The organism is Caulobacter sp. GW821-FHT10A06, from assembly GCF_059415805.1.
In genome coordinates, this window is sequence record NZ_JBWKNY010000002.1 from 254037 (window position 1) to 278404 (window position 24368).

General features: G+C 67.9%; 25 protein-coding genes. 19 read left to right on the forward strand and 6 right to left on the reverse strand.

Annotated elements, in window-relative coordinates; genetic code table 11:
• Positions 1-53 precede the first annotated feature (53 nt).
• The 5 genes from AC07NF_RS05120 to AC07NF_RS05140 are packed head-to-tail and all read left to right on the forward strand — an operon-like array spanning position 54 to position 7204.
• Positions 54-1979 (forward strand): methyl-accepting chemotaxis protein, encoded by a 1926-nt coding sequence (locus tag AC07NF_RS05120; RefSeq protein WP_494628436.1) that lies wholly within the window; start codon positions 54-56, stop codon positions 1977-1979.
• Complete coding sequence (locus tag AC07NF_RS05125; RefSeq protein WP_494628435.1) at positions 1976-3403, forward strand: chemotaxis protein CheW; 1428 nt, start codon at positions 1976-1978, stop codon at positions 3401-3403. The genes AC07NF_RS05120 and AC07NF_RS05125 overlap by 4 nt, the downstream gene beginning before the upstream one ends.
• Positions 3400-4488, forward strand: coding sequence for a chemotaxis-specific protein-glutamate methyltransferase CheB (cheB, locus tag AC07NF_RS05130; protein WP_494628433.1), 1089 nt, complete (start codon positions 3400-3402; stop codon positions 4486-4488). The genes AC07NF_RS05125 and cheB overlap by 4 nt, the downstream gene beginning before the upstream one ends.
• The gene (locus tag AC07NF_RS05135) at positions 4485-5318 is read left to right on the forward strand and encodes a CheR family methyltransferase (protein ID WP_494628432.1); all 834 of its coding nucleotides are present in this window, start codon (positions 4485-4487) and stop codon (positions 5316-5318) included. Before cheB ends, AC07NF_RS05135 begins: the two co-directional genes overlap by 4 nt.
• Entirely contained in the window at positions 5315-7204 is a 1890-nt protein-coding gene (locus tag AC07NF_RS05140; RefSeq protein ID WP_494628431.1) for a chemotaxis protein CheA, read from the forward strand. Before AC07NF_RS05135 ends, AC07NF_RS05140 begins: the two co-directional genes overlap by 4 nt.
• Positions 7205-7281: 77 nt before the next feature.
• On the opposite strand, the gene AC07NF_RS05145 is transcribed toward AC07NF_RS05140, so the two are convergent.
• Complete coding sequence (locus AC07NF_RS05145) at positions 7282-7500, reverse strand: hypothetical protein (protein WP_492809876.1); 219 nt, start codon at positions 7498-7500, stop codon at positions 7282-7284.
• Between AC07NF_RS05145 and AC07NF_RS05150 the strand changes: the two genes are divergently transcribed.
• From AC07NF_RS05150 to dusA, 4 genes are all read left to right on the forward strand, one after another.
• On the forward strand, positions 7499-7882 hold the full coding sequence (locus AC07NF_RS05150; protein ID WP_492809877.1) for a response regulator transcription factor: 384 nt from the start codon (positions 7499-7501) through the stop codon (positions 7880-7882). The two genes, AC07NF_RS05145 and AC07NF_RS05150, sit on opposite strands and share 2 nt — an antisense overlap.
• Positions 7879-8517, forward strand: coding sequence for a chemotaxis protein CheC (locus AC07NF_RS05155; protein ID WP_492809879.1), 639 nt, complete (start codon positions 7879-7881; stop codon positions 8515-8517). Before AC07NF_RS05150 ends, AC07NF_RS05155 begins: the two co-directional genes overlap by 4 nt.
• Positions 8518-8563: 46 nt before the next feature.
• Entirely contained in the window at positions 8564-11341 is a 2778-nt protein-coding gene (locus AC07NF_RS05160; protein WP_494628429.1) for a hybrid sensor histidine kinase/response regulator, read from the forward strand.
• 285 nt (positions 11342-11626) lie between these two features.
• Complete coding sequence (gene dusA / locus AC07NF_RS05165) at positions 11627-12631, forward strand: tRNA dihydrouridine(20/20a) synthase DusA (RefSeq protein WP_494628427.1); 1005 nt, start codon at positions 11627-11629, stop codon at positions 12629-12631.
• A 9-nt stretch (positions 12632-12640) separates the two neighbouring features.
• Here the strand turns inward: dusA and AC07NF_RS05170 are convergent, their stop codons facing one another.
• Positions 12641-13159 (reverse strand): TIGR02281 family clan AA aspartic protease, encoded by a 519-nt coding sequence (locus tag AC07NF_RS05170; RefSeq protein WP_454715666.1) that lies wholly within the window; start codon positions 13157-13159, stop codon positions 12641-12643.
• 280 nt (positions 13160-13439) lie between these two features.
• Between AC07NF_RS05170 and AC07NF_RS05175 the strand changes: the two genes are divergently transcribed.
• On the forward strand, positions 13440-13766 hold the full coding sequence (locus AC07NF_RS05175) for a hypothetical protein (protein WP_494628425.1): 327 nt from the start codon (positions 13440-13442) through the stop codon (positions 13764-13766).
• Positions 13767-13772: 6 nt separating this feature from the next.
• Here AC07NF_RS05175 and AC07NF_RS05180 read toward each other — a convergent pair whose 3' ends face one another.
• A complete protein-coding gene (locus AC07NF_RS05180; RefSeq protein WP_494628423.1) occupies positions 13773-13991 on the reverse strand; it encodes a DUF1289 domain-containing protein in 219 nt (72 codons plus the stop codon).
• Positions 13992-14084: 93 nt separating this feature from the next.
• On the opposite strand from AC07NF_RS05180, the gene AC07NF_RS05185 reads away from it, so the two are divergent.
• From AC07NF_RS05185 to AC07NF_RS05205, 5 genes are all read left to right on the forward strand, one after another.
• Entirely contained in the window at positions 14085-14444 is a 360-nt protein-coding gene (locus AC07NF_RS05185) for a hypothetical protein (RefSeq protein ID WP_494628421.1), read from the forward strand.
• 55 nt (positions 14445-14499) lie between these two features.
• Positions 14500-15381 carry a nicotinate-nucleotide--dimethylbenzimidazole phosphoribosyltransferase gene (locus AC07NF_RS05190; RefSeq protein ID WP_494628420.1) on the forward strand — a complete coding sequence of 294 codons (882 nt, stop codon included), beginning with the start codon at positions 14500-14502 and terminating at the stop codon, positions 15379-15381.
• A gap of 151 nt (positions 15382-15532) precedes the next feature.
• Positions 15533-16747: an acyl-CoA dehydrogenase family protein gene (locus AC07NF_RS05195; RefSeq protein WP_492810000.1), complete on the forward strand. Its 1215-nt coding sequence runs from the start codon at positions 15533-15535 to the stop codon at positions 16745-16747.
• A gap of 131 nt (positions 16748-16878) precedes the next feature.
• On the forward strand, positions 16879-18018 hold the full coding sequence (locus AC07NF_RS05200; protein ID WP_494628417.1) for an acyl-CoA dehydrogenase family protein: 1140 nt from the start codon (positions 16879-16881) through the stop codon (positions 18016-18018).
• A gap of 368 nt (positions 18019-18386) precedes the next feature.
• Entirely contained in the window at positions 18387-18524 is a 138-nt protein-coding gene (locus AC07NF_RS05205) for a hypothetical protein (protein ID WP_143324462.1), read from the forward strand.
• A gap of 84 nt (positions 18525-18608) precedes the next feature.
• Here the strand turns inward: AC07NF_RS05205 and AC07NF_RS05210 are convergent, their stop codons facing one another.
• A complete protein-coding gene (locus AC07NF_RS05210) occupies positions 18609-18935 on the reverse strand; it encodes a DUF8200 family protein (RefSeq protein WP_492810002.1) in 327 nt (108 codons plus the stop codon).
• A 103-nt stretch (positions 18936-19038) separates the two neighbouring features.
• Positions 19039-19647, reverse strand: a complete 609-nt coding sequence (locus tag AC07NF_RS05215) for an LOG family protein (RefSeq protein ID WP_494628415.1) — start codon at positions 19645-19647, stop codon at positions 19039-19041.
• A 60-nt stretch (positions 19648-19707) separates the two neighbouring features.
• Between AC07NF_RS05215 and AC07NF_RS05220 the strand changes: the two genes are divergently transcribed.
• The 3 genes from AC07NF_RS05220 (at position 19708) to AC07NF_RS05230 (ending at position 22871) form a co-directional block, all read left to right on the forward strand.
• Positions 19708-20514, forward strand: a complete 807-nt coding sequence (locus AC07NF_RS05220; RefSeq protein WP_494628413.1) for a hypothetical protein — start codon at positions 19708-19710, stop codon at positions 20512-20514.
• Positions 20445-22370: an ABCB family ABC transporter ATP-binding protein/permease gene (locus AC07NF_RS05225; RefSeq protein ID WP_494628684.1), complete on the forward strand. Its 1926-nt coding sequence runs from the start codon at positions 20445-20447 to the stop codon at positions 22368-22370. Before AC07NF_RS05220 ends, AC07NF_RS05225 begins: the two co-directional genes overlap by 70 nt.
• A gap of 63 nt (positions 22371-22433) precedes the next feature.
• Positions 22434-22871, forward strand: a complete 438-nt coding sequence (locus AC07NF_RS05230) for a VOC family protein (protein WP_494617745.1) — start codon at positions 22434-22436, stop codon at positions 22869-22871.
• A gap of 4 nt (positions 22872-22875) precedes the next feature.
• Here AC07NF_RS05230 and AC07NF_RS05235 read toward each other — a convergent pair whose 3' ends face one another.
• Positions 22876-23268 carry a hypothetical protein gene (locus tag AC07NF_RS05235; protein ID WP_494628411.1) on the reverse strand — a complete coding sequence of 131 codons (393 nt, stop codon included), beginning with the start codon at positions 23266-23268 and terminating at the stop codon, positions 22876-22878.
• A 174-nt stretch (positions 23269-23442) separates the two neighbouring features.
• On the opposite strand from AC07NF_RS05235, the gene AC07NF_RS05240 reads away from it, so the two are divergent.
• Positions 23443-24147, forward strand: coding sequence for a glutathione S-transferase N-terminal domain-containing protein (locus AC07NF_RS05240; RefSeq protein WP_494628409.1), 705 nt, complete (start codon positions 23443-23445; stop codon positions 24145-24147).
• The last annotated feature ends 221 nt before the right edge of the window (positions 24148-24368 follow it).

Consider the following 24368-nt stretch of genomic DNA (forward strand, 5'->3'; position numbering starts at 1 on the left):
GCTGATCGCGACGGGCGTTCGAGCGGGCTGAAGAGCGTTCCAGGATTTACCAGATGGCGCTTGTGAAGACGACGAGGCTGACTGGTCGCGGGAAGACGCGCGAAACCCTGGCCGGGGCGGATGAGCAGCCCGCCGTCGTCAAACGTACGCCCTCGCGACGGGCCCGGCTCCATAGGGGCGGCGCGGAGGGCCGCATCGGCGTGGCGGTGCTGGAACTTAGCAGCGGTCTGGCCGAGGCGGCCAGCGCCGTCGAGGAATTGCGACGGGCCTTGGTCCAGATCTCCAGCGGCGCGGAGGAGGCGGCCGGCGCGGCGCATGAATCGCTCGCCGCCACCCAGGCGATGGCCGAGCAGTTCCGGCACGGCCGCGAGCGCGCCAAAGCGGCCCGACAAAGAGCCGAGGCCCTGCAGGGCGTCCTGACCGAGTTCGGGGCCGCCGTCGCCGCGTCAATCAAGGCCGTCGCGGCCAATGCCCGCCGCCAGATGACGACCGTCGATGCGGTCAACCTGCTCGATCAGTACGCCGCGCGGATCAACGAAATCACGCTGGCCGTTTCCGACATCGCCGACCAGACCAACCTCCTGGCGCTGAACGCGGCCATCGAGGCTGCGCGGGCGGGGGATGAGGGGCGCGGCTTCGCTGTGGTGGCCAACGAGGTCCGGGCCCTGGCCGAGGCGGCCGAGACGCGATCGGGGCATATCCAGGGCTCGGCCGATCGCATGACCGTCATGGTGCGTGATGTCGGCGAGCGGTTGCGCAACGCCGCGACGACGGCCGAGGCCGAGGCGGCCTCGGCGGCCAAGATCCTGTCCACGCTGGAAACGATCCGCGCCGAGATGGCGCGATTGAGCGAGGACAGCCAGATGATCCTGATCGCGGCCGTCGAGGCCGCGTCGGCGACGACCGAGATTCGGCGCGGGTCCGAGAGCATCTCCAGCGCGGCCGAGGAACAGGCCGCCGCCGCGACCGAGGCCCAACGCTCGATCCAGCAACAAGGCCAGTCCCTCGATCAGAGTCAGGCCGCGGCCGAATCCTTGAGCGAATTGATCGAGGTCGGAACCGGCGGCGATGGCGCAGCAGCGGCGGCAGCCGAGACCGCGGCGGCGGCCGAGGAGCTGTCGGCCGCGATCCAGGAACTTTCAGGGTCGGCCGACGAGATCCTGGTCGCTATCGACCAGATCAGCCGGGGCGCGCAAATCCAGGCGGCGGCGACGCAGCAAGCCAGCGCGGCGACGACGCAAATCGAACGCGCCGCGCGGCTGTCCAGCGCCAACGGCGCCCAGAGCGCCACCCGGGCCCAGGCGATGGGCGCCCTGTTGGAGGACAGTCGCAAGACGATCCTGTCGCTGGTCGAGAACGTCGAGGCCGCGGCGGCCGAAAACCGCTCGGTGCTGGAAGCGGTCGAGGCCTTGGAGCTGGAAAGCGGCGTGACGGCCAAACTGGTCGACGGGCTGGCGCTGATCGCCGTGCAGACCACCATGCTGGCCACCAGCGGCGCGGTCGAGGCGGCCAGGGCGGGGGAGGCCGGCCGAGGCTTCGCCGTCGTGTCCGGCGACATCCGCACCCTGGCGCGGGACGCCTCGGGCAATGCCGAGTCCGTCAAGGACCTGATCGCGGCGATCGCCGTCCAGATCGGCAAGGTCCGTCGTGAGGTCGACCAGACCCTGGCCGTCGCGGATGTGGAAGTCGACCGCAACCGCGCCATTGAGGAACGGCTGAGCGTCGTCGTGCAGGAAACCGAGGCGCTGGGCGTGGGCGCCAATGAGATCGCTCAGGGCGGCGAGGCCATCCTCGCGGCCTGCGCCCAGGTCGCGTCCGGCGTCAGCCAGATCGCCGTCGCCGCCGAGGAAGCCAGCGCCGCCGCCAGCCAGGCCGCCGTGGCGGCCCGCCAGCAGTCGCAAACCGCCGAAGAGCTGGCCGCCGCCATCGAGGAGGTGGCCCTGCTGGCCGGCGAGCTCCAGCGCGCGGCCCAGGCATGAACGCCGACCACGGCGCTCGCCGACGGTTGACCGTTCGAGCCGCCGGCGCCCGGATGTCGTTGCCCGTCCAGGCCGTGGCCGAGGTGATCAAGCGTCCTCGGCTGACCCGCGTGCCGAACGCGCCGCCTGGCCTGTTGGGCGTGGCGCACCTGCGCGGGGCCGTCCTGCCGGTCGTGTCGCTCGGGCAGATGCTGGGGCTCGACGGCGAGGACGGCGATCGCATCGTCGTGCTTCGGCGCGATCCGCCGGTCGGCTTGGTCGTCGACGGCGTCGAGGCCCTGGGTTTGGCCGACGGCGCGGAGATCGACGAAACCCGCCTGCGTCTCTTGCGCGCCGACGGAACGTCCTGGCTGGATCTGGACGAGGCGTTGGACGCCAAGTTCGCTTTAGATCGAGGGCGACGCCGGACCGCCGCCGCCAGCGTCGAGGCGGCGCGTCCGGCCATCGAACGCGTCGACGAGCGCGAGCTGGCCTTTCTCGGTTTCACCCTCTCGGGTCAGAGCTACGGTCTCCCGTTGGACGCCGTCGTCGAGGTGGCGGCCGTCCCGAAGGCCATCGCCGAACTGCCACGGACCGAGGCGGTGCTGCTGGGCGTCTGCGACTATCGCGGCCAGGTCCTGCCCGTGCTGTCGGCGAGAGGCCTGTTAGGCCTGGCCGGCGACACCGTGAACGGACGTCTCGTCGTCTTGCGTCTCGGCGTCGAACGGATCGGCCTGGTCGTCGACGAGGTCAGTGCGATCGTGCGCGCCTCGGCCGAGCGCCTTGGCAAGGCGCCAAGCCTGTTCAATCGGGGGGGCGGCGAGGCGCGTATCGATACGGTGCTGAGGCTGGCCGATGGTCGGGGCGTCCTGGCGATCCTGACTCCGGATCGGCTGTTGGCCGACGAGCGCGTGAGCCAGTGGCTGGTGCTCGCAAGTGGTTCCAAGGAGGTCGAGATGGCCGACACTCGACAGACAGTGATCCGCGAGCGCTTCGTCATTCTGCGTCTGGGCCAAGAGCGTTATGGCCTGCCGATCGCGGCGGTCGACGAAGTCGTGCGCGCGCCCGACCAGCTCACCCGGCTGCCCAAGGCACCGGCCTATGTGCGAGGGGTCATGAACCTGCGGGGCAAGACCCTGCCGGTGATCGACCAGCGGATGCGCTTCTCCGCGCCAGGCGAGCCGGCGGCCAACGGCCGCGTCGTCGTGGTCACGGTCGATGGCCTTCAGGCCGGCTTTGCGGTGGACGGCGCCAGCGAGATCATGGAGATCGGCGCCGAGGAGCTGCTGACCGCGCCGGAACTGTCGGGAGATCAAGCCCGTTTGTTTGATCGCGCCGTGGAGCGCGGGGGCGAAGTCATCTTGCTGGTCGATCCGAAAACATTGCTCGCGCGGGCCGAGGCCGACCTGCTGCGTGATTTGACCCGGACGTCATCCACTTCGTGACCAAGGTCCTGATCGTCGACGACTCGGCCCTGATCCGGCGCGTCCTGAGCGAGATTCTTTCCGAAGCCGGCTTTGAGATCGCCGTCGCCCGCGACGGTGTCGAAGCTCTGGCCAAGCTGGATACGTTCCGGCCCGACGTCGTCACCCTGGATGTCCAGATGCCCAATATGAGCGGCCTGGACTGCCTGGACCAGATCATGGTGCAGCGACCCTGCCCGGTGGTGATGGTCTCTGCACGCACCGCCGCCGGGGCCGAGGAGACTCTCACCGCCCTGGAGTTGGGCGCGGTCGATTTCGTGCCCAAGCCGGACGGCGTGGTGTCCCTGGCCGTCGAGGCGCTGGCGCCGATCTTGGTGGAGAAGGTCCAGGCGGCCGCGACGGCCCGGGTCGGTCGGGCCCATCGCCTGGTCGAGCGTCTGCGCGCGCGGCGCGGCGAGGCCAAAGGCCCCGTCAGGCCCGCTCGCCCGGTTCGCGCCGTCAAGCCGGCCAGCACGCTGGATGGCGTGGAGCCGCCAGGCGTGGTCGTGGTCGGCGCCTCGACGGGCGGGCCAGCGGCGCTCGAAGCCCTGCTCAGTGACATACCCGGCGATTTTCCATGGCCGATCCTCGTGGCCCAGCACATGCCGGCGACCTTTACCGGCTCCTTGGCCTCGCGCCTGAACGGGCTGTGCGCCTTGACGGTTAGCGAGGTGGTGGGACCCACGCGCCTGGAGGCTGGCGTTGTCTATGTCGCACGCGGCGGCGCAGACATGGTGGTCAGCCGGCGCGTCGCGGGCCTGGTGGTCCTGCCGGCGCCCGCGGATGACGCGTATCGCTGGCATCCCAGCGTCGATCGTCTGGTGGCCAGCGCCATGGCCCAGATCGCGCCCGAGCGGTTGATCGGCGTGCTGATGACCGGCATGGGCGACGACGGCGCCAAGGTCATGACAGCGCTCCATCAGGCCGGCGGCCTGGCGATCGCGGAGTCCGAGGAGACGGCCGTGGTCTGGGGCATGCCGGGGGCGCTGGTCCGAGCCGGCGGCGCCGATGCGGTCGAGCCGCTGGAGGCCATCGCCAGCCGGCTGATCGCCATGGTCCCGCGATGAGCGCCACCTTCACCGACGAAGAGCTGGAGCGGCTGCGCGACTATCTCTACCGCCAGACCGGCATGTGGTTTGGCGAGACCAAGCGCTACTATATCGAGCGCCGTCTGAACGACCGTCTCGAGCACGCTGGCGTGGATTTCGCCAGTTACATGGCGCTGCTGCGGATCGACAGCGACGAACGCCAGGCCCTGGTCAACGCCTTTACCGTCAACGAGACCTATTTCTATCGTGAGGAGCACCAGCTGGCCTGCCTGGGCCGGGACCTGCTGCCCGACATCGTCTCGCGTCGCAGGCCCGGCGACAAGGTGCGGATCTGGTCGCTGCCGTGCTCGACCGGCGAGGAGACCTATTCCATCGCCCTGTGGCTGCTGGAAAACTGGCGCATGGTCGACGCCTACAACATCGAGATCGTCGGATCGGACATCGACACCCAGGCCTTGGAGGCGGCGCGCGCGGGCCTCTATGGCGAGCGCGCCCTGGCGCGGCTGCCGGCGTCGGTGCGGGAGGACTATTTCGAGCCCGCCAAGCGCCATCGCCGCAAGATCATCGACGACCTGCGCGAGTCCGTGACCTTTACCCACGCCAATCTGATCGACGGCATGCGCCTGCGTGAGCAGGGTGCATTCGACGTGATCTTCTGCCGCAACGTCCTGATCTATTTCGACGAGGCCTCGCGCCTGACGGCCGCCCAAAACCTCTATGATCGATTGGCCCCGGGCGGTTATCTGTGTCTGGGCCACACCGAGTCCATGAGCAGGATCGACGAGCGTTTCCGCGTCCGCCGATTTGAGGACGCGGTGGTGTTCCAGCGCCCGGAGGACGCGACGTGATCGACGAACTCCTGGGCCAGTTCTTGATCGAGGGCCGTGAGCAGGCGCTGGAGGCCAGCGCCGACCTGGCGGCCCTGCAACGCGCGCCCCAGGACGCCGCGCGGCTCGACAGCTGCTTTCGCGCCATCCACACCCTGAAGGGGTCCGCCGACCTGCTGGGGCTGAAGGCGCTGGGGCGCGTGCTGCACGTGGCCGAGGACAGGCTAGGCGCCTTGCGTGGCGGCGCGCAAGCCGCGCCCGATTTCACCAGCCTCGTCGCGGTCGTAGATCAGGTCGAGCGCTGGTTGGACACGCTGGAGGCGGCAGGCGCGCTGCCGGCCGACGCGGACGCCGTCGCCGATCGCTTGCTGGCCTTGCTAGGATTAACCAAGGACAGCGCGCTCAGGCCCGTCGTCGCCGGTCAAGCGTCCTTCGCGGGCAAGGCGGGGATTGCCATCCGCTATACGCCACGCGCCGATTGCTATTTCGCGGGCGACGACCCGATCGCCATCATCTCGAGCGTGCCGGGCTTGGCGGACCTGCGCGTGGGTCTGCGCGAGCCGGTCGACGATCGGGCGCTCTATGATCCGTTCGCCTGCAACCTGATCATTGAGGCCCTGTCCACGGCGGACTTGAGCCTGGTCGAGGCGTCTCTGCGGCTGGTGCGCGATCAGGTCGACCTGACCCAGCTGACGCCGACGCCCATCGAACCGGCGGCGCCGATCGAGGCCGACACGGGGCGGCGCACGCTGCGCATCGACGCCGCCCGGATCGATCAACTGGCCGATATCACCGACCAACTGGTGGTCGCCAAGAGCGGCTTTGGCGACCTGGCTGCCCAGGCCGACCGACTGCAAGGCGGGCAGGGTTTGGGTTCGGCGTTGCGAGCGCGTCAAGCCGAGCTGGACAGACTGATCTCGACCCTGCACGCCACGGTCGGTCGCACGCGCCTGACGCCGCTGACGCCGCTGTTTGGCCGTTTCCCGCGGCTCGTGCGCGAGATCGCCGCCGAGTTGGGCAAGACGGTGTCGCTGGAGGTCGAGGGCGGCGAGATCGAGGTCGACAAGGCCATCGTCGATGGCCTGTTCGAGCCGTTGCTGCATGTGGTGCGCAACGCGGTCGACCATGGCGTCGAGACCGCGGCCATTCGCCAGCAGAGCGGCAAGCCCGTCCAGGCCGTCCTGCGATTGTCCGCCCGCGCGGTCGGTGACCAGGTCGTCGTCGCGGTCGCCGACGACGGCGGCGGCGTCGATCCAGCGCGTATTCGCGCCCGAGCCCTGGCGCGCGGCCTGATCGACGAGACGGCGGCGCGCGAGCTTGGTGAGGCCGATCTCGTGGATCTGATCTTCCAGCCCGGCTTCTCGACCGCCGACACCGTCAGCAGCGTCTCCGGGCGCGGGGTGGGCATGGACGCCGTGCGGTCGGCGACCGCGAAGTTGGGCGGTCGCGTCGAGGTCGCTAGCCAACTGGGGCGCGGCTCGACGATCCGTCTTGTCTTGCCGATCCGCATGGTGCTGGCGCGTTTGCTTGTGGTGGCGGGCGGCCAGGAACAGTTCGGCCTGCTGCTGGAAGACATTGTCGAAGTCACGCGTGTGGCCCCTGACCAGATCGTGCCGGTCCGGGCTGGCCATGCGTTCGTCCTGCGTGACCAGGTCGTGCCGCTGGTCTGGCTGGAACAGGCGGTCGGTGGAGCCGACCGCTCCGTCGGCGCCGTCGATCGCGTCGTGGTGGCCAGGGTCGATGGCGAGCTCGTCGGCTTGGCCGTGGACGCGGTCGTGGATCGGATCGACGCGGTCGTCAGGCCGATGAGCGGCCTGTTGTCGGGCGCGGCCGGCGTGGTCGGATCGACCCTGACGTCCGGCGGCGATGTGCTGTTGGTCCTGAACCTGACGGAGCTTTTGGCATGAAGGCCTCGCGGGATGGCGACGTCGTCTATTTGAGCGGCCATTGTCGGGTGGAAGACGCAGAGACCCTCGCAGCTCTGCTACAGGCGTCGCAAGGCGTCATTGTCGACATATCGGGGTGTGACAGCCTCCATGCCGCTGTCGTACAGGTATTGCTGGCATTCGATGCGCCCGTCGTCGGCGAGCCTGCCGAGTCGTTTTTGCGCGACCTTGTTCTTCCGGCGCTGATCCGGAAGGCCGACTAGGTCGAGACTATTGTGTTCGTCGCCGGTGAAGGCGGCAAGGTTGGAGGGTTTCATGGGGACGACGGTCCTAATCGTCGACGATAGCAAGCTGGCCCGCATCGTGGTCGGCAAGGCGATCGCGGCCCTGCAGCCCGAGTGGCGCCGGCTTGAGGCCGGCAATGCCGATGAAGCGCTGTCGCTGTTCGACAACGAGAAAATCGATCTGGTGGTCCTGGACTTCAACATGCCCGGCCGCGACGGTCTGGAGCTGGCCGAGGAACTGCGTGGCCGGTTCGCCGACATGCCGATCGCCGTGGCCACGGCCAACGTTCAGGACGAAATCATCGCGCGGGCCCGCGAGGCCAACGCCACCTTCATCGCCAAGCCCGTCACCGAGGACGGCATGCGCGGTTTCATCTCCGGCGCGGCTCTGAGGCTGCGGTCGAACGGCCAATGACGGTTCAATCCATCTTCCTGGAAGAGTTGGAGCGCGACGCGCTCACCGAGCTGGTCAATATCGGCGTCAGCCGCGCCGCCAGCAGCCTGCGCAAGATGGTCGGCCAGCAGGTGCTGCTGTCGGTGCCTTCGGTCGAAGTCATGACGCGCGAAAGCGCCGCCACCCTGATCCGTGAGCGCGAGGCGGGCGAACTGGTCGCCGTGCGCCAGGACTTCGAAGGCGTGTTCTCGGGGCGCGCCCTGCTGATCTTCCCTCAGACCAACAGCCTGGCCCTCGTCCACGCGGTCACCGGCGGCGCGCTCTCCCAGGGCGAAGCCTTGGAGATGGAAGACGAGGCGCTGGCCGAGACCGGCAACGTGGTGCTCAACAGTTGTCTGGCGACCATGGCCAACATGCTGCAGCGGCCGTTGCAGATGTCGCTGCCGGAGGTCCTGCGGGGCGACGGCGCGGCGCTGTTCAGCCTCTCGGCCAAACACGCCGATGGCGGCGTGGTGCTGTTCCTCTACATCAACTTCGCGATCAACGACCGCGACATCCGCGGCTATATCGCCATGCTGATGGACCTGCCGTCGCTGCAGGCCCTGCGATCCTTGATCCATGATTTCATCGAGCGCGTTGCGGGCGATGTCGCTTGATTGGCATCGCTGAACCTATTGCCCAGCTTGGCGTTCTAGCAGCGTCATGAACGACATCGTCGATCCAGCGATCCGCCGAGGACACCGGGGGGCGGCCGCGGACCTGGACGCCCTGCGCGCCCTGGCCGGCCCGCTGTTCGACGCGCTGGTCGGCTCGGGCATGGCGGTCGCCGTCAGCGACCCCCGCCGCAAGGACGACCCGATCGTCTTCGTCAACGCCGCCTTCGAGGCCCTGACCGGCTACGACGCCGCCGAGGTCGTCGGCCGCAACTGCCGCTTCCTGCAGACCGCCGAGACCGACGCCGACACGGTGGCGCGGATCGCCGCCACCCTGGCCCAGTCCGGCGTCGCCAACGCCGACCTGCTGAACGCCCGCCGCGACGGCTCCAAGTTCTGGAACCGCCTGAACATCACCACCGTCTCCGACGCCGAGGGACGTGCGGCCTTCCGCATCGCCACTCAGGCCGACGTCAGCGGTGAGTACAGCAACGAAGACCTTGGCCGCGAACTCAACCTGACGCGCCAGCGCCTGATCGAAGCCAAGGAGCGGTTGCGGGTGGCCCAGGCCGTGGCCGGCGCGGCCGGCGCCTGGGAGTGGGACATCGCCAGCGGCCGGTTGGTCGCCGACGCCCGTTTCGCCAGTCTCTATGGCCTGGACCCCGTCGCGGCCTCGCAAGGCCTGCCCACCTCGGTGTTCTTCGCCACCGTCTTCGCGCCCGACCGCATGCGCCTGAAGATCGCCGTGGCAGGCGCGCTCAACGGCGCGGAGGTCTTCGCGCGCGACTACCGCGTCGTGATCGACGGTGAAGTACGTTGGGTTTCAGCGCGTGGGCGAACCTTCCTGGACGAGCAGGAGAACCCGGTGCGGTTCTCGGGTGTCCTGGCCGACATCACCGACCAGAAGCGCGTCGAAGAACGGCTGCGGATCGCCCAGACCGCCGGCGGCGTCGGCAGTTTCGAATATCTGAGCGGCTTCGGCACGGCCGAGGTCTCCGACGAGTTTTGCCGGCTGCTGGGTCTGCAGCCCGCGCACAGCCTGCCGATCCGCACGATCAACTCGGTCATGCATCCCGACGATCCGCCGCTGATCAGCGGGCGCGAGCGCGACATCGATATCGGCGCGGCCTTCCACGAGTTCCGCATCCGCCGCGCGGACAACGGCGAAGAGCGCTGGCTGGTCTGCCGGGGTGAGTACCAGCAGGCCCCGACCGGCGGCGTCAGCTTTATCGGGGTGCTCTACGACATCACCGCCACAAAACGCTCCGAGGCGCGCCTGCGGACCTTGGCGGCGGCGCTTGAGGAGCGGGTCGAGGTCAGCCAGCAGGAGCGCGACCGGATCTGGAACCTGTCGCGTGACCTGCTCAGCATCGGTGATCGCGCGGGCGTCTATCGCGCGGTCAATCCGGCCTGGAAGGACCTGCTCGGTTATGACGTGTCCGATCTCGTCGGCGTCCCGATGGGCGGGCTGGTGCATCCCGACGACAAGGCCCATGCGCGTGAACGCGCGGCTGGACTGCTCGCTGGCGACGCCGTCGCCGACTTCGACTGCCGGGTGCTCGCCAAAGACGGCGCCTATCGTTGGATCAACTGGACCGCCGTGCCCGAAGGCGACGTCGTCTATGCCGTCGGCCGCGACATCACCCAACGCAAGCTGCTGGAAGACCAACTGCGCCAGAGCCAGAAAATGGAAGCCGTCGGCCAACTGACCGGCGGCTTGGCGCACGACTTCAACAACATGTTGACCGGCATCCTTGGCGGTATCGACATGGTCCGCCGCCGCATCGGCGAAGGCCGTGTCGCCGACGCCGACCGTTTCCTGGAAGCGGCCATGCAGTCGGGTCAACGCGCCGCGGCGCTGACCCACCGTCTGTTGGCCTTCTCGCGCCGCCAGTCCCTCGACAGCCGTCCTCTCGACGTCGGGACGCTGGTCGGGTCCATGGAGGACTTGCTGCGGCGCACGCTGGGCGAGCAGGTCCGCCTCGAGACGGCCGTCGCCCAGGATGTCTGGACCGCCGTCGCCGACGACAACCAGCTGGAAAGCGCCATCCTCAACCTGGCGATCAACGCGCGCGACGCCATGCCTCGTGGCGGACGCCTGACGATCGCGGCCCGCAACGTCGTGTTGTCGGCCGAGCGCTTGGCCAAGAGCGATCGCGCCGAGCCCGGCGACTATGTCGAGCTCGGTGTTTCAGACACGGGCCTGGGCATGTCGCCCGACGTCCTGGGCAAGGTGTTCGATCCGTTTTTCACGACCAAACCGCTGGGGCAGGGCACCGGCCTTGGCCTGTCGATGATCTACGGCTTCGTCCAACAATCGCGAGGCCATATCGAGATCGAAAGTCGGGAAGGCGCTGGCACGACGATCCGCCTCTATCTGCCTCGCCACCACGGCGACGTCGCCGAGGCGACAGCCGATCACGACGAAACCACGCATGTCGGCGCGGGCGAGACGGTGCTGGTTGTCGAGGACGATCCTTCGGTTCGCATGCTGGTCATCCAGGTGCTGGAAGAGCTCGGCTATCGGGCGATCGAGACCGAGGGCGGGCGCGACGCCACGCCGATCCTGCAATCTCGGCGTCCGATCGACCTGATGATCAGCGACGTGGGTCTGCCGGGTCTGAACGGCCGTCAATTGGCCGAAATCGCTCGGGAAAGCCGGCCAAACCTGCCGATCCTGTTCATGACCGGCTATGCCGAACAGGCCGCCGACCAGGCCGAGTTCCTGGCGCAGGGCATGGAGATCATCACCAAGCCCTTCGCCATCGATAACCTCGCCCGCAGGATCGGCGCAATCCTGGAGCGGGCGGACGGTCCCGCCGCCTAACCGCCGCGAGCCGCGCGTTGGCAAGCAGGGTGCTGCGGGACCCAGCAGATTCCGAATATGCGTGGCCCCGTCGATGCCAGGCGGCATGCAGCGCCCTCGCGCTGGCGGAAATAGCCAGCCTCGTCGACAGACTGCACACACCCGTCGTTCGTGTGCAGCCACGGCCAAAAATTCGGCATGTAATTGCACACGAAAGTCCTCTAAGTGATTGAAATCACACGTCAGTCGGTCCAGTCCGCCATGGGCGCGATTCTCAAGAAATTTATCTAATAAAATCAAAGACTTATGACGAAATTTTCTGTTGCGCCCATGATGGATTGGACCGACCGGCACTGCCGGTCGCTGCATCGGGTGCTGTCCAGCCAGGCGCTGCTCTATACCGAGATGGTGACCAGCGGCGCGGTGGTGCACGGGGATCGTGAGAAGCTGCTGGGTTATGATCCCGGCCAGCATCCCGTGGCGTTGCAGCTGGGCGGATCGGATCCCGCCGAGCTGGCGCAGGCTGCGCGGATCGCCGAGGACTACGGCTATGACGAGGTGAACCTCAATGTCGGCTGTCCTTCGGATCGGGTGCAGAGCGGCCGCTTCGGCGCCTGCCTGATGCGCGAGCCCGACCTGGTGGCCGAGTGCATGGCCGCCATCAAGGACGCGGTGAAGATCCCGGCGACGGTGAAGTGCCGGATCGGCGTCGATGACCAAGATCCGGAGGAGGCGCTGTTCGCCCTGGTCGACGCCAGCGCGGCGGCGGGGATCACGGGCTTCGTGGTCCATGCCCGCAAGGCCTGGCTGCAGGGGCTGTCGCCGAAGGAGAACCGGGACATCCCGCCGCTGGACTACGCGCTGGTCTATCGGCTCAAGCGCGAGCGGCCGCACCTGTTCATCGGCATCAATGGCGGCGTGCCCAGTATCGACGCGACGCTGGAGCACCTGGCCAACGGCGTCGACAGCGTGATGCTGGGCCGCGCGGCCTATCACGAGGCAGGGCTGCTGGGAGAGGTCGACCGGCGGGTGTTCGGGATGGATGTCGCCGATGTCGACAGCTTCGAGGCCGTCGAGCGTTACAAGCCCTATCTGGCGCGCGAGCTGGCGGCGGGCGTGCATCTGGCGGCTATGAGCCGGCACATGCTGGGCCTGTTCCATGGCCTGCCGGGCGCGCGGGCGTGGCGGCGCATCCTGACGGTCGAGGGCGTCAAGGCGGGCTCGGGATTGGAAGTCGTGGATCGGGCGCTGGACGCCGTGCGCGCGGCCTTGGCGGCGCGCGAAGAGCGGGCGGAAGTTCCGGCCGCCTAGTCTTTAAGTCTACGGGTGCAGGATCAGCGAGTTCGGGGTGGCCTCGAACCGCGACAGGCGGCCCAGATAGCTCATGCCCAGCAGCGAGTTCTCGAGGCCCTTCTCGATGACCAGGGCGTCGACGTCGCGGACCTTGGCGCCGGCGATCGCCACGCTGGCCAGGTGCACCGAGGCGGCGCGGGTGCGGCCGTCGGCGGTGATGACGTTGTAGTCGTAGGTCAGCTTGCTGGTGTCGATGCCCAGGCGCTGGGCGTCGGCCATGCTGAGCGAGACGGCGGTGGCGCCGGTGTCGACCAGGAAGCGCACAGCCTTGCCGTCGACGGCGCCCTGGGCCCAGAAGTGGCCGTCACGATCCTTGGTGATCTGGGCCGCGCCGCCTTCGGCGCCGCCCAGGGTGGCCGAGGCCGCGGTCGGGGCGCGCAGCTCCGGGTGACGCAGGTCGTCGAGCGAGACGACGGCCTTGGCCGCGCCTACCGCCGACAAGGCGCCCACGAAAGCGATCGCCGCGAACCTCAACATAAAAGACACCCTCGCCATACCGGCTTTGAGACCGCTTCTGCGGCCGTTACCTAAATCATTAGCAGGGAGGCGTTTTCAAGGCGTGAATCGGCAAGGCGATTTTCACACCATGGTTACCAATATCATAACAAGTATAGATGTGTACTGAGCGGTGTTCATATTACATCGATTTAATATTAAACATTACGTGGTCGTAATGCTTTTCATGTCCTCGAATTAACTTCGGAAAGCTTTGGCCCGGCGTTATCTCTCCCTCAGACAATAGAGTGGCTTATCGAGGGAAAACGCCATGAAATCGCTGATCATTGCGACTGCCGCCATCGCATCGTTCGCCAGCGTCGCGCACGCCGGCCCGGTCACGAACCTGCAGTTCCTGGAAGCTGCGCGCTGCCGTGGCCTGGCGGCTTCCGAAAACCTGGGCAAGCTGGACACCGCCGCCCTGGACACCTTCCTGCGCACCGAAGGCGGTTCGCGCGAACTGGCGATCCGGGTCTCGGCGCAAAAGAAGATCCAGGCCGCCGCCAAGGAAGCCGACGGCGCCGACGGCGAAAAGAAGACCAAGCTCCTGGCCGAACGTGACGGCGCCTGCGCGGCCTATATGGGCGGCGCGAAGTAAGCGGGCTTAGCCCCTGGTGGCCGCCATCAACGCGGCCATCGGATCAGGGCGGTCGGGGAGGGCGGCCATGATCGCCGCGCGCTCCTCGTCGGTCAGTCTGGCCCAGCCGGCGATCTCCGGCAGGGTCCGGCGACAGCCCAGGCAATAGCCCGTCGTTCCATCGACCGCGCAGACCTTCACGCAGGGCGTGACGATCGGGCGGGGCGGAGCGGCGGGGGCAGTCATCAAAAGAGTTTTGAGCGTCCAAACGCCCGAGCGCAAGCGTCGGCGGCGAAAGCCTCCTCGCGCCCGGATCACACCAAGAGAGGGATATCCACCATGCGCAAGCTCATCGCCATCGTCCTGACCGGCGCCGCCCTGTCGGCCGCCGCTGCTCCGGCCTTCGCTTCCGATCGCTGGAGCGACGCCGAATATCTGAAGGCCAATCGCTGCCTGGGCCTGGCCCTGTCGGCCGAGCTGGGTGCGACGGATCCCGCCGCCCTGACCGCCCAGATCAAGGACCAGGGCCGCGGCCGCGACATCTCGATGCGCGATCGCGGCGACAGCACGCGTGACGACGCCCGCCGCGCCGGCAAGACCCGCAACGAAGCGGTGAAGGCCAAGCTGACGGCCGAGTTGGGCGGCTCCTGCCAGGCCTATCTGGGCACGTCGGTCGCGACGTCGGGCGCTTCGTCCTAAGCCTTTCTCGTCCTGCGGGGTTGCTTTGGGCGCGGACGGGTTTAAGTCCGCGCTCATGACCGCTTCCCCGTTCGCCGACATCCGCCAGCTCGCCGTCTCGCCGCCCGCGCCGGGCCCATCTCCGGTGCTGGAGCAGGGCGGCCGTCTGGCCGAGATCTCGGCGTGGCTGACCGCCTGGAGCGGCAAGAGTCCGCCGGCCGTCAATCGCCCGGTGGTGGCGCTTTACGCTGGGGCGCGTCAGGGCGTGGGTCCGCGCGGCTATGCCCGTGACCGCCTGGAGGCCATCGCCTCGGGTGGCGCGACCGTCTCGCGCATCGCCGGCGTGCAGGGCGCGGGCCTGGAGGCCTTCGACCTGGCCATCGACCGCCCGTCGCCGGACTTCATCGGCCAGGCCTCGATGAGCGAGAAGGAAGCTGCCGCCACCATGGCCTTCGGCATGGAGGCCCTGGCCAAGCAGCCCGACCTGCTGATCCCCGGCGTCATCGTCGCTGAGGCCGCCCGCACGGCCGCCGCCGTGTGCCTGGCGCTGTTCGGTGGCGAGGCTGCGGACTGGTCCGACGACCCCGAGCCTGTGGCCGCCGCCGTGGCTCGCGCCCAGGGTGAAGGCATGGGTGACGACCCGCTCGAAATCCTGCGTCAGCTGGGCGGCCGCGAGACCGCCGCCGTCGTCGGCGCCATCCTGGCGGCCCGCACCCAGAAGATCCCGGTGCTGCTGGACGGCTACGCCGCCTGCGCCGCCGCCGCCATCGTTCGCGCCGTCGAGCCCGCCGCCATCGACCACTGCGTGGCCGCCCATGTCAGCCCCGCCAAGGGCCATGCCCGCCTGCTCGAAATCCTCGACAAGCGGCCGCTTCTGGCACTCGATACCCTGGACGAGGAAGGGGTTGGCGGCGCCTCGGCCCTGGCCCTCGTCAAGCTGGCCTGCGAGGTCCGCTGAAGCCTTCTGGGATGTCGTTAAGTGAACGCGGATAACATTCACTTCCGTTGACGCTAACGTCATCTTTCCAAACGTTCGTTCGACATCTATCGTGGCGCCCGAAACGCAATAACGGCCTCCCGCAGAGGGGCCGATTGAACGGGAGCCCGCCATGAATCTGGACTTCTCGCCCGAGGACCTCGCCTTCCGCGACGAGGTTCGCGCCTTCATCGCCGAGAACTATCCGGCGGGCCTGCGGGAGAAGCAGGAAGAGGGCGAGGAGATGGCCAAGGAGGACTTCCTCTCCTGGCACCGCACCCTCGCCAAGAAAGGCTGGGTCGCCCCGGCCTGGCCCGAGAAGTTCGGCGGTCCGGGCTGGACCTCGGTGCAGCGTTACATCTGGTCGGAAGAGACCGCCCGCGCCGACTGCGTGCCGATCCTGCCGTTCGGCATCAACATGGTGGGCCCGGTGATCTACACCTTCGGCACGCCTGAGCAGAAAGAGCGGTTCCTGCCGCCGACCCTGTCGGGCGACATCTGGTGGTCGCAGGGCTACAGCGAGCCGGGCGCGGGTTCGGACCTGGCCAGCCTGAAGACCAAGGCCGAGCGCTTTACCGGTGACGACGGCAAGGAATACTACCTGGTTAACGGCCAGAAGACCTGGACCACCCTGGCCCAGCACGGCGACTGGATCTTCTGCCTGGTCCGCACCGACCCGGCCGCCAAGATCCAGGAAGGCATTTCGTTCCTGCTGATCGACATGAAGTCGCCGGGCGTGACCGTGCGTCCGATCATCACCCTGGGCGGCGAGCACGAGGTCAACGAGGTCTGGCTCGAGAACGTCAAGGTGCCGGTCGAGAACCGCATCTTCGACGAGAACAAGGGCTGGACCTGCGCCAAGTTCCTGCTGGCCCACGAGCGTAGCGGCATCGCTGGCGTGGCCCGTTCCAAGCGCGGCATCGAGCGCATCCGCCAGATCGCCTCGGTCGAGCTGTCGGACGACGGCGACGCGCTGATCAAGGATCCGATGTTCAAGCGCAAGGTCGCCGAGCTGGAGATCGATCTGACGGCCCTGGAATATACCGAACTGCGCACCCTGGCCGGTGAAGCGGCCGGCCGTGGCCCTGGTCCGGAATCCAGCGTCCTGAAGATCAAGGGCACCGAGATCCAGCAGCGGATCACCGAGCTGGTGCTGGAAGCGGCCGGCCACTATGGCGCGCCGTACTTCCGCGGCTTCCCGAAGGATGGCGACAACGCCCATCCGATCGGTCCCGACTTCGCCCACCGCGCCGCGCCGACCTATTTCAACGTCCGCAAGACGTCGATCTACGGCGGCTCCAACGAGATCCAGCGCAACATCATCGCCAAGATGGTGTTGGGGCTCTAGCGCGCCTGGTCTGTCATCCCGGACGCGCCGGAGGCGCGATCCGGGACCGCCCAATTCAGTGACTTTGACGATCCCGGCTCTCCGCTAGCGCTGCGGCCGGGATGACAATCAAAAAGAACGGAAACCCAGGGATGGATTTCAACTTCACCGAAGAGCAGTCGATGGTCCGCGACACGGTCGCGAGCTTCCTGCAGGACAAGTACGACTTCGAGACCCGCCGCAAGATCGTCAGCTCGGACACCGGCTGGCGCGCCGACTACTGGAAGGCCTTCGCCGAGGAGCTGGGCATCCTGGGCGCGTCGTTCAGCGAAGAGCTGGGCGGCCTGGGCGGCGGTCCGATCGACAACATGATCATCATGGAGGAGTTCGGTAAGGCGCTGGTCATCGAGCCTTATCTGGGCACCGTCGTCATCGGCGGCGGCTTCATGAAGCACTCGGGTTATGCCGGCGCGGCCTCGGTCATCGAGGGCATTGTCGGTGGCACGACCACGGTGGCCTTCGCCTATGCCGAGCCGCAGGCCCGCTACACCTGGCAGGACCTGAAGACGACGGCCAAGAAGGACGGTTCGGGCTGGGTCCTGAACGGCCACAAGGCTGTCGTGGTCGGCGCGCCGTTCGCCAGCCACCTGATCGTCACGGCCCGCACCGGCGGCGACCAACGCGACGCCGGCGGCGTCGGCGTGTTCCTGATCGACAAGACCCTGCCGGGTGTCGTCACCCGCGACTACCCGACCGTCGACGGCGGCCGCGCCTCGGAAGTCTATTTCGAGAACGTCTCGGTCCCGGCCGACGCCCTGATCTCGGAAGACGGCCTGGCCCTGGTCAACCACGTCATCGACGAGGCCACCGCCGCCGTCGGCGCCGAGGCCGTGGGCGTGTTGCGCAAGCTGCACGAGGGCACGCTGGACTACGCCAAGCAGCGCAAGCAGTTCGGTACGGCTATCGCGAACTTCCAGGTGCTGCAGCACCGGATGGTCGACATGTTCATCGAGGTCGAGCAGTCGGTGTCGATGACCTACATGGCCACCATCAAGGTCGAGGAAGGCGCCGCCGAGCGCGCCAAGGCCGTCTCGGCCATGAAGGTCCGCATCGGCCGCGCCTGCAAGTTCGTGGGCCAGAACGCCATCCAGATCCACGGCGGCATGGGCATGACCGACGAGCTGTCGATCGGCCACTATTTCAAGCGCGCCAGCCTGATCGAGGGCCTCTTCGGCTCGGTCGATCATCACCTGAAGCGCTACGAATCGCTGTCTTTCGACGCTGCGGCCTAAACAGCCTACGGACCAACGGGTCCAAACCAGTCGAGCCGCCTGCGTCACGCCGACGCGGGCGGTTTTTTCTTGCGCGGTCGGCGGGAGCGGTAACGTGGACGGTGCCCGGCGGTTGCAATAGCCGGGCCAAGCTCCGCAAAGCCTTGCTGCGCTGCGGGTAGCGAAAAAATATGCCGTACACAGAGTAAAAAATTGAGCCAAATCAGTAGGCTGCGACCGGATCGTCCGCAGGCTGATATGCTCCTTATACGGATTATTTTTGCTTGCGGAGCGCGGCAATGGGCGCATCCTAGGCTCTGACGCGCTGACGACTAGGAGGGTGAGAGCCCCTGTAAGCCGCGCGCGTCTCCTGGTCCTAACGGCTATGTCTGGGAGACGCCGCCATGAATGTATCGAAGATGAACCACGCCATGTTCTCGTTCGCCCTGATGGGCGGCATGCTGGTCGGAGGTCGGCCGAGTTCGAAGCCGCCGAAGTCGCCGTCCACGAAGTCTGGACGGAAGTAGTCGCGTAAAGGGTCCCACGCCCTCAAAAAAGAGGCCTCCGCCGGTTTCGTCGGCGGAGGCCTTTTGCTTTCACCCCTGAAGGCTTCAGCTCTTCGGCTTGGCGGCCGTGTTGCACTCGGCCACCGCCGCGTCGTCCAGCGGCTCGCCGCGGTAGTTGAACGCGGCCAGTTCGCCGAGCTGGCCAGCCAGCTTGCGGCAGGCGCGGGCCACGGGCAGGGCCCGGACCTTGGTCGCGGTGCACATGTCGGCCTTGCAGCGCCAGACCGAACCGTCCTGGATGAAGTGATCCGTCGAGATCGGGGTCTTCAGCTTCAGCCAGGCGCCTTCGCTGTCGGCGGCGAGGGCGGGGCTGGCCAACGAGCCAGCCATCAGGGCGCAGGCCATCAGGCCCGCGTAAGCGATGTTACGCATTTTCCTTAGTCTCCTATCCCCGCGCCGGATGGGAGATCCGGCGCATGAGTCCGCAGCCTTGCATGCTGTGGAGCTCACTCGGATAGTGCGTCTCTTTTGAAAACTAAGTCAATCGCCGAAGCGTGGCCGGAGCGCCTGATTGGTAGATTTCTTCGTCCCAGGCCAGCAGCGCGGGGGTGACGTCTTCCGCCTTTTCGACCGCGCGCCAGGCGTCGGCCAGGGTGGGCGGGGTCAGGCCTTGCGCGATCGTGTGATGAATCAGCGCGAAGAAGGGCTCCCAGAAGCCGCCGGGGTTATGGAACACAATCGGCTTCTGGTGAAGATCTAAACGGCGCCAAGATAGCAATTCGACGATTTCTTCCAGGGTGCCGATCCCGCCGGGCAACACGACGAAGGCGTCCGAGCGCTCAAACATCATCATCTTCCGCTCGTGCATGTTGTCGACGATGACGGTCTCGACGTCGTCGAACGGCTGCTCGCGCCCGCGCAGGAAGGTCGGGATGATGCCCTGCACCTTGCCGCCGGCCTCGTGCGCACCGCGCGCCGTGGCCCCCATCAGGCCCACGCCGCCGCCGCCATAGATCAGCTTCAGGCCCGCCTGGGCGAAGCTCTGGCCGATCGCGAAAGCGTCGCTGATGTAGCTGGGATTGGCGTCATTGGACGAGCCGCAATAGACGCAGACCGATCCCAGGCGGCTAGACTCGTCGGGCATCGTCGTCCACTCCACAAAAAAGGCGCGCGGTTTCGCGCGCCTGTTCCTATCTGAGGCCACATGATCAGGATTCGCTCTCAGGCTTTCAAGCCGCAGATCCTCGCCGTGGGCTTCGTCGCCAGCCTGCTGGCCGCCTGCGGACCCGGCGCGCCGATCGCGCCGGCCAAGGCCGACAAGCCCGACAGCGCCGAGGCCGGCTATGTGGCCCCGCCTACGGTGGACGCAGTGCGCAAGGCCGCCAACGGGATCTCGCTCTCGGGCAGGGGCGCGCCGGACTCGGATCTGCGCCTGGGCTCGCCGACCGGCGAGGTGGTGATGGGCCGGGTCGACGCCGTCGGCCAATGGACCGCCACGGTGCCCAACGCGCCCGGCGTGCGCCTGTTTGGCCTGTCGACCACCCACGAGGGCCGTACGGTGCAGGCCGAGGGTTATGTGATGGTCGCCGACGGCGGCGAGGTCGCTCTGCTGCGGGCCGGGACGGGCGCGATCCGCCTGGCCGCCGCTTCGGCGTCACCGCGCATCCTGACCGTGGATGTCGACCGAGGCGGCGGCGCGGTCGTCTCCGGCGTGGCCACGCCGGGGGCGGGCCTCAATGTCCGTGTCGACCGCATCACCCAGGGCGGCGCCCAGGCGGACGACAACGGGCGGTTCTTCATCTCGCTGCGGGGGCTGCTGTCTCCGGGCGTTCACGACATCCAGGTGGCGGGCGAGGGCGGCGAGACCGCCGCCTCGATCGCCACCTCGCCGGCCGCGCCGCTGACCTACGGTCCCGTCCGCGCTGACCGCGCCGCCAACGGCTGGCGGGTCGACTGGATGACGCCCGGCGGCGGGGTCCAGTCCACCTACCTGATCGGCGAGTCCCGATGAGGGGCATGGGCGGTCCGCAGGCCCGCGGGGCCACGCCAGGCGCGATCGCCAGTACCGACCAGCCGGTCCGCTTCTGGCGGGCGATGGGCGATCTCTTCCAACTCGTTTTGCGCTCCAAGGCCCCGGGCCTGCGCTGGCGGGTGACCGTGGCCCTCGTTCTTACCCTTCTAGGCAAGGTCCTGGGCGTCGTGGCGCCGCTGATGCTGGGCAAGGCGGTCAACCAGCTCTCGGCGGGGCAGAGCACGGCTGTCGCCGTCACCTGGGCCTTTGCGGGCTTGGCGATCGGCTGGGCGCTGATCCGCTTCGTCTCGGCCGCCGCGCCCCAGGCGCGCGACACCATCTTCACCCCGGTGGCTCAGGCGGCCCAGAACCGGGCAGCGGTCGAGACTTTCTCGCACGCGCTGTCGCTGTCGATCGACTTCCACCAATCCAAGCGCACCGGGACCCTGTCGCGGACGATCGATCGCGGCGCGCGGTCGATGGACTTCCTGCTGCGCAGCCTCGTTTTCAACCTGGCCCCCACCGGGGTCGAGCTGGTCCTGGCCGCCATCGTGCTGGCCAAGGCCTATGACTGGCGGTTCGCGGCCGTGGCCCTGGCGACGGTGGGCGTCTACGGCTACCTGACCTTCGCGATCTCCGACTGGCGGATCGGCCACCGCCGGGCGCTGAACGAGGCCGACGCGGAAGCCGCGGGCAGGGCGGTTGACGCCCTCCTGAACTACGAGACCGTCAAGTCGTTCGGCGGCGAGGGCCGGGCGGTCGGCGGCTATGAGCGCGCGCTGGACGCCTATGGCGAGGCCCAGATCAAGGCCACCAACTCGCTGAACATGCTGAACCTGATCCAGTCGGCGGTGATGAGCCTGGGGCTCGGGGCTATGGCCGTGCTGGCCGGAGCGGAAGCCGCCGCCGGCAAGATCGGGCCGGGCGACGTCACCGCCGCCGTGCTGATCCTGATCAACCTGTACGCCCCGCTGAACATCCTGGGCTTTGCCTATCGCGAGATCCGCCAGTCGCTGATCGACATGGAGTCGATGCTGGAGCTGCGCCGTCAGACCGCCGACGTCGCCGACGCCCCGGACGCCCGCGACCTGCCGCCCTGCGCCGACCAGCGCGGCGGCGCGGTGGCGTTCGAACAGGTCTCGTTCCGCCACGGCGCGCGATCGGAGGGCTTGTCTGACGTCACGCTGAACATCGCGCCCGGAACCACCGTGGCGATCGTCGGCCCCTCTGGCGCGGGCAAGACCACCCTGGTGCGCCTGGCCCTGCGGATGATCGATCCCCAGGCCGGCCGCGTGACCCTGGACGGCCACGACCTGCGCGACCTGAAGCAGGCCTCGCTGCGTCGGGCCGTGGCCCTGGTCCCGCAGGATGTGGCCCTGTTCAACGACACCCTGGCCGCCAACATCGCCTTCGCCCGTCCAGAGGCCTCCGAGACCGAGGTCTGGGCGGCGGCCGAGGCGGCGGAGCTGGGCGAGTTCATCCGCAACCTGCCCGAAGGCATGGCGACCAAGGTCGGCGAGCGGGGCCTGAAGCTCTCCGGCGGCGAGCGCCAGCGGGTCGGTATCGCCCGCGCCCTGCTGGCCGAGCCCCGCGTGCTGATCCTGGACGAGGCCACCAGCGCCCTGGACAGCCGCACCGAGGCGGCGATCCAGGCGACCCTGCGCAAGGCCAGGGCGGGGCGTACGACCCTGGTCGTGGCCCACCGCCTGTCGACCATCGCCGACGCCGACGAGATCGTGGTCCTGCGCCGGGGCAAGGTGGTCGAGCGCGGCCGCCACGAGGCCCTGCTGGACGCCGGCGGCGAGTACGCGGCCCTGTGGCGTCGCCAGACCCGCGAGCGCGAACCGGCCGTTTAGTGGATTTCGCGCCCTCGGGCCGGGGTCTATATCCGGCTCGACGTTTCTAGAGGGAGTTTCGTCTTGCGCTATCAGCACAGCATGGTCCGCGTCCGCGATCTGGACGCCTCGCTGCGGTTCTTCTGCGAGGGCCTGGGCCTTCGCGAAATGCGCCGCAAGGAAAGCGAGAAGGGGCGTTTCACCCTGGTCTTCCTGGCCGCCCCCGGCGACGTCGAACTGGCCGAGGACCGTGACGGCCCGATGGTCGAGCTGACCTACAACTGGGATGACGAGGACTACGGCGGCGCGCGCAATTTCGGCCACCTGGCCTATCGCGTCGACGACATCTACGCCGCCTGCCAGCGCCTGATGGACATGGGCGTGACGATCAACCGCCCGCCGCGCGACGGCCACATGGCCTTTGTCCGCTCGCCGGACGGCATCTCGATCGAACTGCTGCAGGAAGGCCATCTGCCGCCGGCCGAGCCGTGGGTTTCGATGCCCAACATCGGCGCCTGGTAGTTTTCTACGAGCGCGGGCGGGCCAGCTCTTCCAGTCGCCGGCGCGGGGCGTCGGCGATGCCGGCCCACAGGATGCGGGCCAGCTCCAGCCGGTAGGCCGCGGCATAACCCGTGACGAACATGGCGCTGACGCCGTCGGCGATGGAGCGGACGAGATCCTTGCGGGCCAGGACGGCCTTGCGGTCGACGGGCGCTTCGGTGTCGGCGGCCGCCACACGTTTATCCAGCTGGACCGCGGCCTGAGCGGCCAGGCCCACCAGAGCCGGCAGGTGGCTGATGTCGCCGCGGATCTTGGCTCTGACCTCTGATTTTCCGGCGGCGACAGGCGTCGCCTCGAAGTCCAGCACGCCGGTCACCCGTTCCAGCGTCGCGGGCCAATGGTCGTCGGCGGTTGTCATGATGAAGCCTGGCCCCCCCGAGCCTTATGTCAGGCTCTCGGGATAGCGATGTTCGCGGACGGATCAAATGCCGCGAATTGTCCCGTCCTCGTTTTGGGTCGGCTCTGGAAAAACGGAGTTCGGCTCTCCAAATGCAACCGGCGCCGTTGCGAGCGTCAAAAGAGGTTCTCCCGCATGTCGGATCTGTCCGCCTTCCCGATCACCCAGCGCTGGCCGGCCCAGCATCCAGATCAGATCCAGCTCTATTCGCTGCCGACGCCCAACGGGGTGAAGGTCTCGATCATGCTGGAAGAGACCGGCCTGGCCTACGAGCCGCACACCATCAACATCGGCGCCAACGAGACCTGGGGGCCGGAGTTCCTGTCGCTGAACCCGAACGGCAAGATCCCGGCGATCATCGATCCCGACGGCCCGGGCGGCAAGCCGCTGGGCCTGTTCGAGAGCGGCGCGATCCTGGTCTACCTCGCCGAGAAGACCGGCAAGTTCCTGCCCGCCGATCCGGCCGCCCGCTACGAGACCCTGCAGTGGGTGTTCTTCCAGATGGCCGCCATTGGCCCGATGTTCGGCCAGGTCGGCTTCTTCCATAAGTTCGCGGGCAAGGACTACGAGGACAAGCGTCCGCGTGACCGCTACGTCGCCGAGTCCAAGCGCCTGCTGGGCGTGCTGGAGGATCGCCTGGCGACCCGCCAATGGATCATGGGCGACGACTACACCATCGCCGACATCGCCACCCTGGGCTGGGTCCGCAACATCAACGGCTTCTACGAGGCCGGCGAGCTGGTCGACTGGGCGTCGCTGAAGCACGTGCCGCGCTGGCTGGAGCAGGGCCTGGCGCGTCCGGCCGTGCAGCGCGGTCTCGAGATCCCCAAGCGTCCGTAAGGCGAGGGCGCGTCCCCTGCGACCAAATGGCCATGGCGTTAAGAATTAAGGTCTCGTTAACCATAAATCGCCGACTTTCGGCGTGTCTTCTTTGAAGGCACCCACCATCACTGACTTCCACAGCCCGGCCGCAATGCCGGGCTGTTTTTTTGAATTCGGCGCTTGCATCGGCCGACCCAGGCGGCTATCACGCGGCCTCTTCAGAGAGCGACCTGTTCCGC

Excerpts from the sequence above, each read along its gene's own strand:
- AC07NF_RS05120 (WP_494628436.1), top strand. The coding sequence starts at position 54 with ATGGCGCTTGTGAAGACGACGAGGCTGACTGGTCGCGGGAAGACGCGC.
- AC07NF_RS05125 (WP_494628435.1), top strand. The coding sequence starts at position 1,976 with ATGAACGCCGACCACGGCGCTCGCCGACGGTTGACCGTTCGAGCCGCC.
- AC07NF_RS05135 (WP_494628432.1), top strand. The coding sequence starts at position 4,485 with ATGAGCGCCACCTTCACCGACGAAGAGCTGGAGCGGCTGCGCGACTAT.
- AC07NF_RS05150 (WP_492809877.1), top strand. The coding sequence starts at position 7,499 with ATGGGGACGACGGTCCTAATCGTCGACGATAGCAAGCTGGCCCGCATC.
- AC07NF_RS05145 (WP_492809876.1), bottom strand. The coding sequence starts at position 7,500 with ATGAAACCCTCCAACCTTGCCGCCTTCACCGGCGACGAACACAATAGT.
- AC07NF_RS05155 (WP_492809879.1), top strand. The coding sequence starts at position 7,879 with ATGACGGTTCAATCCATCTTCCTGGAAGAGTTGGAGCGCGACGCGCTC.
- AC07NF_RS05160 (WP_494628429.1), top strand. The coding sequence starts at position 8,564 with ATGAACGACATCGTCGATCCAGCGATCCGCCGAGGACACCGGGGGGCG.
- dusA (WP_494628427.1), top strand. The coding sequence starts at position 11,627 with ATGACGAAATTTTCTGTTGCGCCCATGATGGATTGGACCGACCGGCAC.
- AC07NF_RS05175 (WP_494628425.1), top strand. The coding sequence starts at position 13,440 with ATGAAATCGCTGATCATTGCGACTGCCGCCATCGCATCGTTCGCCAGC.
- AC07NF_RS05180 (WP_494628423.1), bottom strand. The coding sequence starts at position 13,991 with ATGACTGCCCCCGCCGCTCCGCCCCGCCCGATCGTCACGCCCTGCGTG.
- AC07NF_RS05185 (WP_494628421.1), top strand. The coding sequence starts at position 14,085 with ATGCGCAAGCTCATCGCCATCGTCCTGACCGGCGCCGCCCTGTCGGCC.
- AC07NF_RS05190 (WP_494628420.1), top strand. The coding sequence starts at position 14,500 with ATGACCGCTTCCCCGTTCGCCGACATCCGCCAGCTCGCCGTCTCGCCG.
- AC07NF_RS05195 (WP_492810000.1), top strand. The coding sequence starts at position 15,533 with ATGAATCTGGACTTCTCGCCCGAGGACCTCGCCTTCCGCGACGAGGTT.
- AC07NF_RS05200 (WP_494628417.1), top strand. The coding sequence starts at position 16,879 with ATGGATTTCAACTTCACCGAAGAGCAGTCGATGGTCCGCGACACGGTC.
- AC07NF_RS05210 (WP_492810002.1), bottom strand. The coding sequence starts at position 18,935 with ATGCGTAACATCGCTTACGCGGGCCTGATGGCCTGCGCCCTGATGGCT.
- AC07NF_RS05215 (WP_494628415.1), bottom strand. The coding sequence starts at position 19,647 with ATGCCCGACGAGTCTAGCCGCCTGGGATCGGTCTGCGTCTATTGCGGC.
- AC07NF_RS05220 (WP_494628413.1), top strand. The coding sequence starts at position 19,708 with ATGATCAGGATTCGCTCTCAGGCTTTCAAGCCGCAGATCCTCGCCGTG.
- AC07NF_RS05235 (WP_494628411.1), bottom strand. The coding sequence starts at position 23,268 with ATGACAACCGCCGACGACCATTGGCCCGCGACGCTGGAACGGGTGACC.
- AC07NF_RS05240 (WP_494628409.1), top strand. The coding sequence starts at position 23,443 with ATGTCGGATCTGTCCGCCTTCCCGATCACCCAGCGCTGGCCGGCCCAG.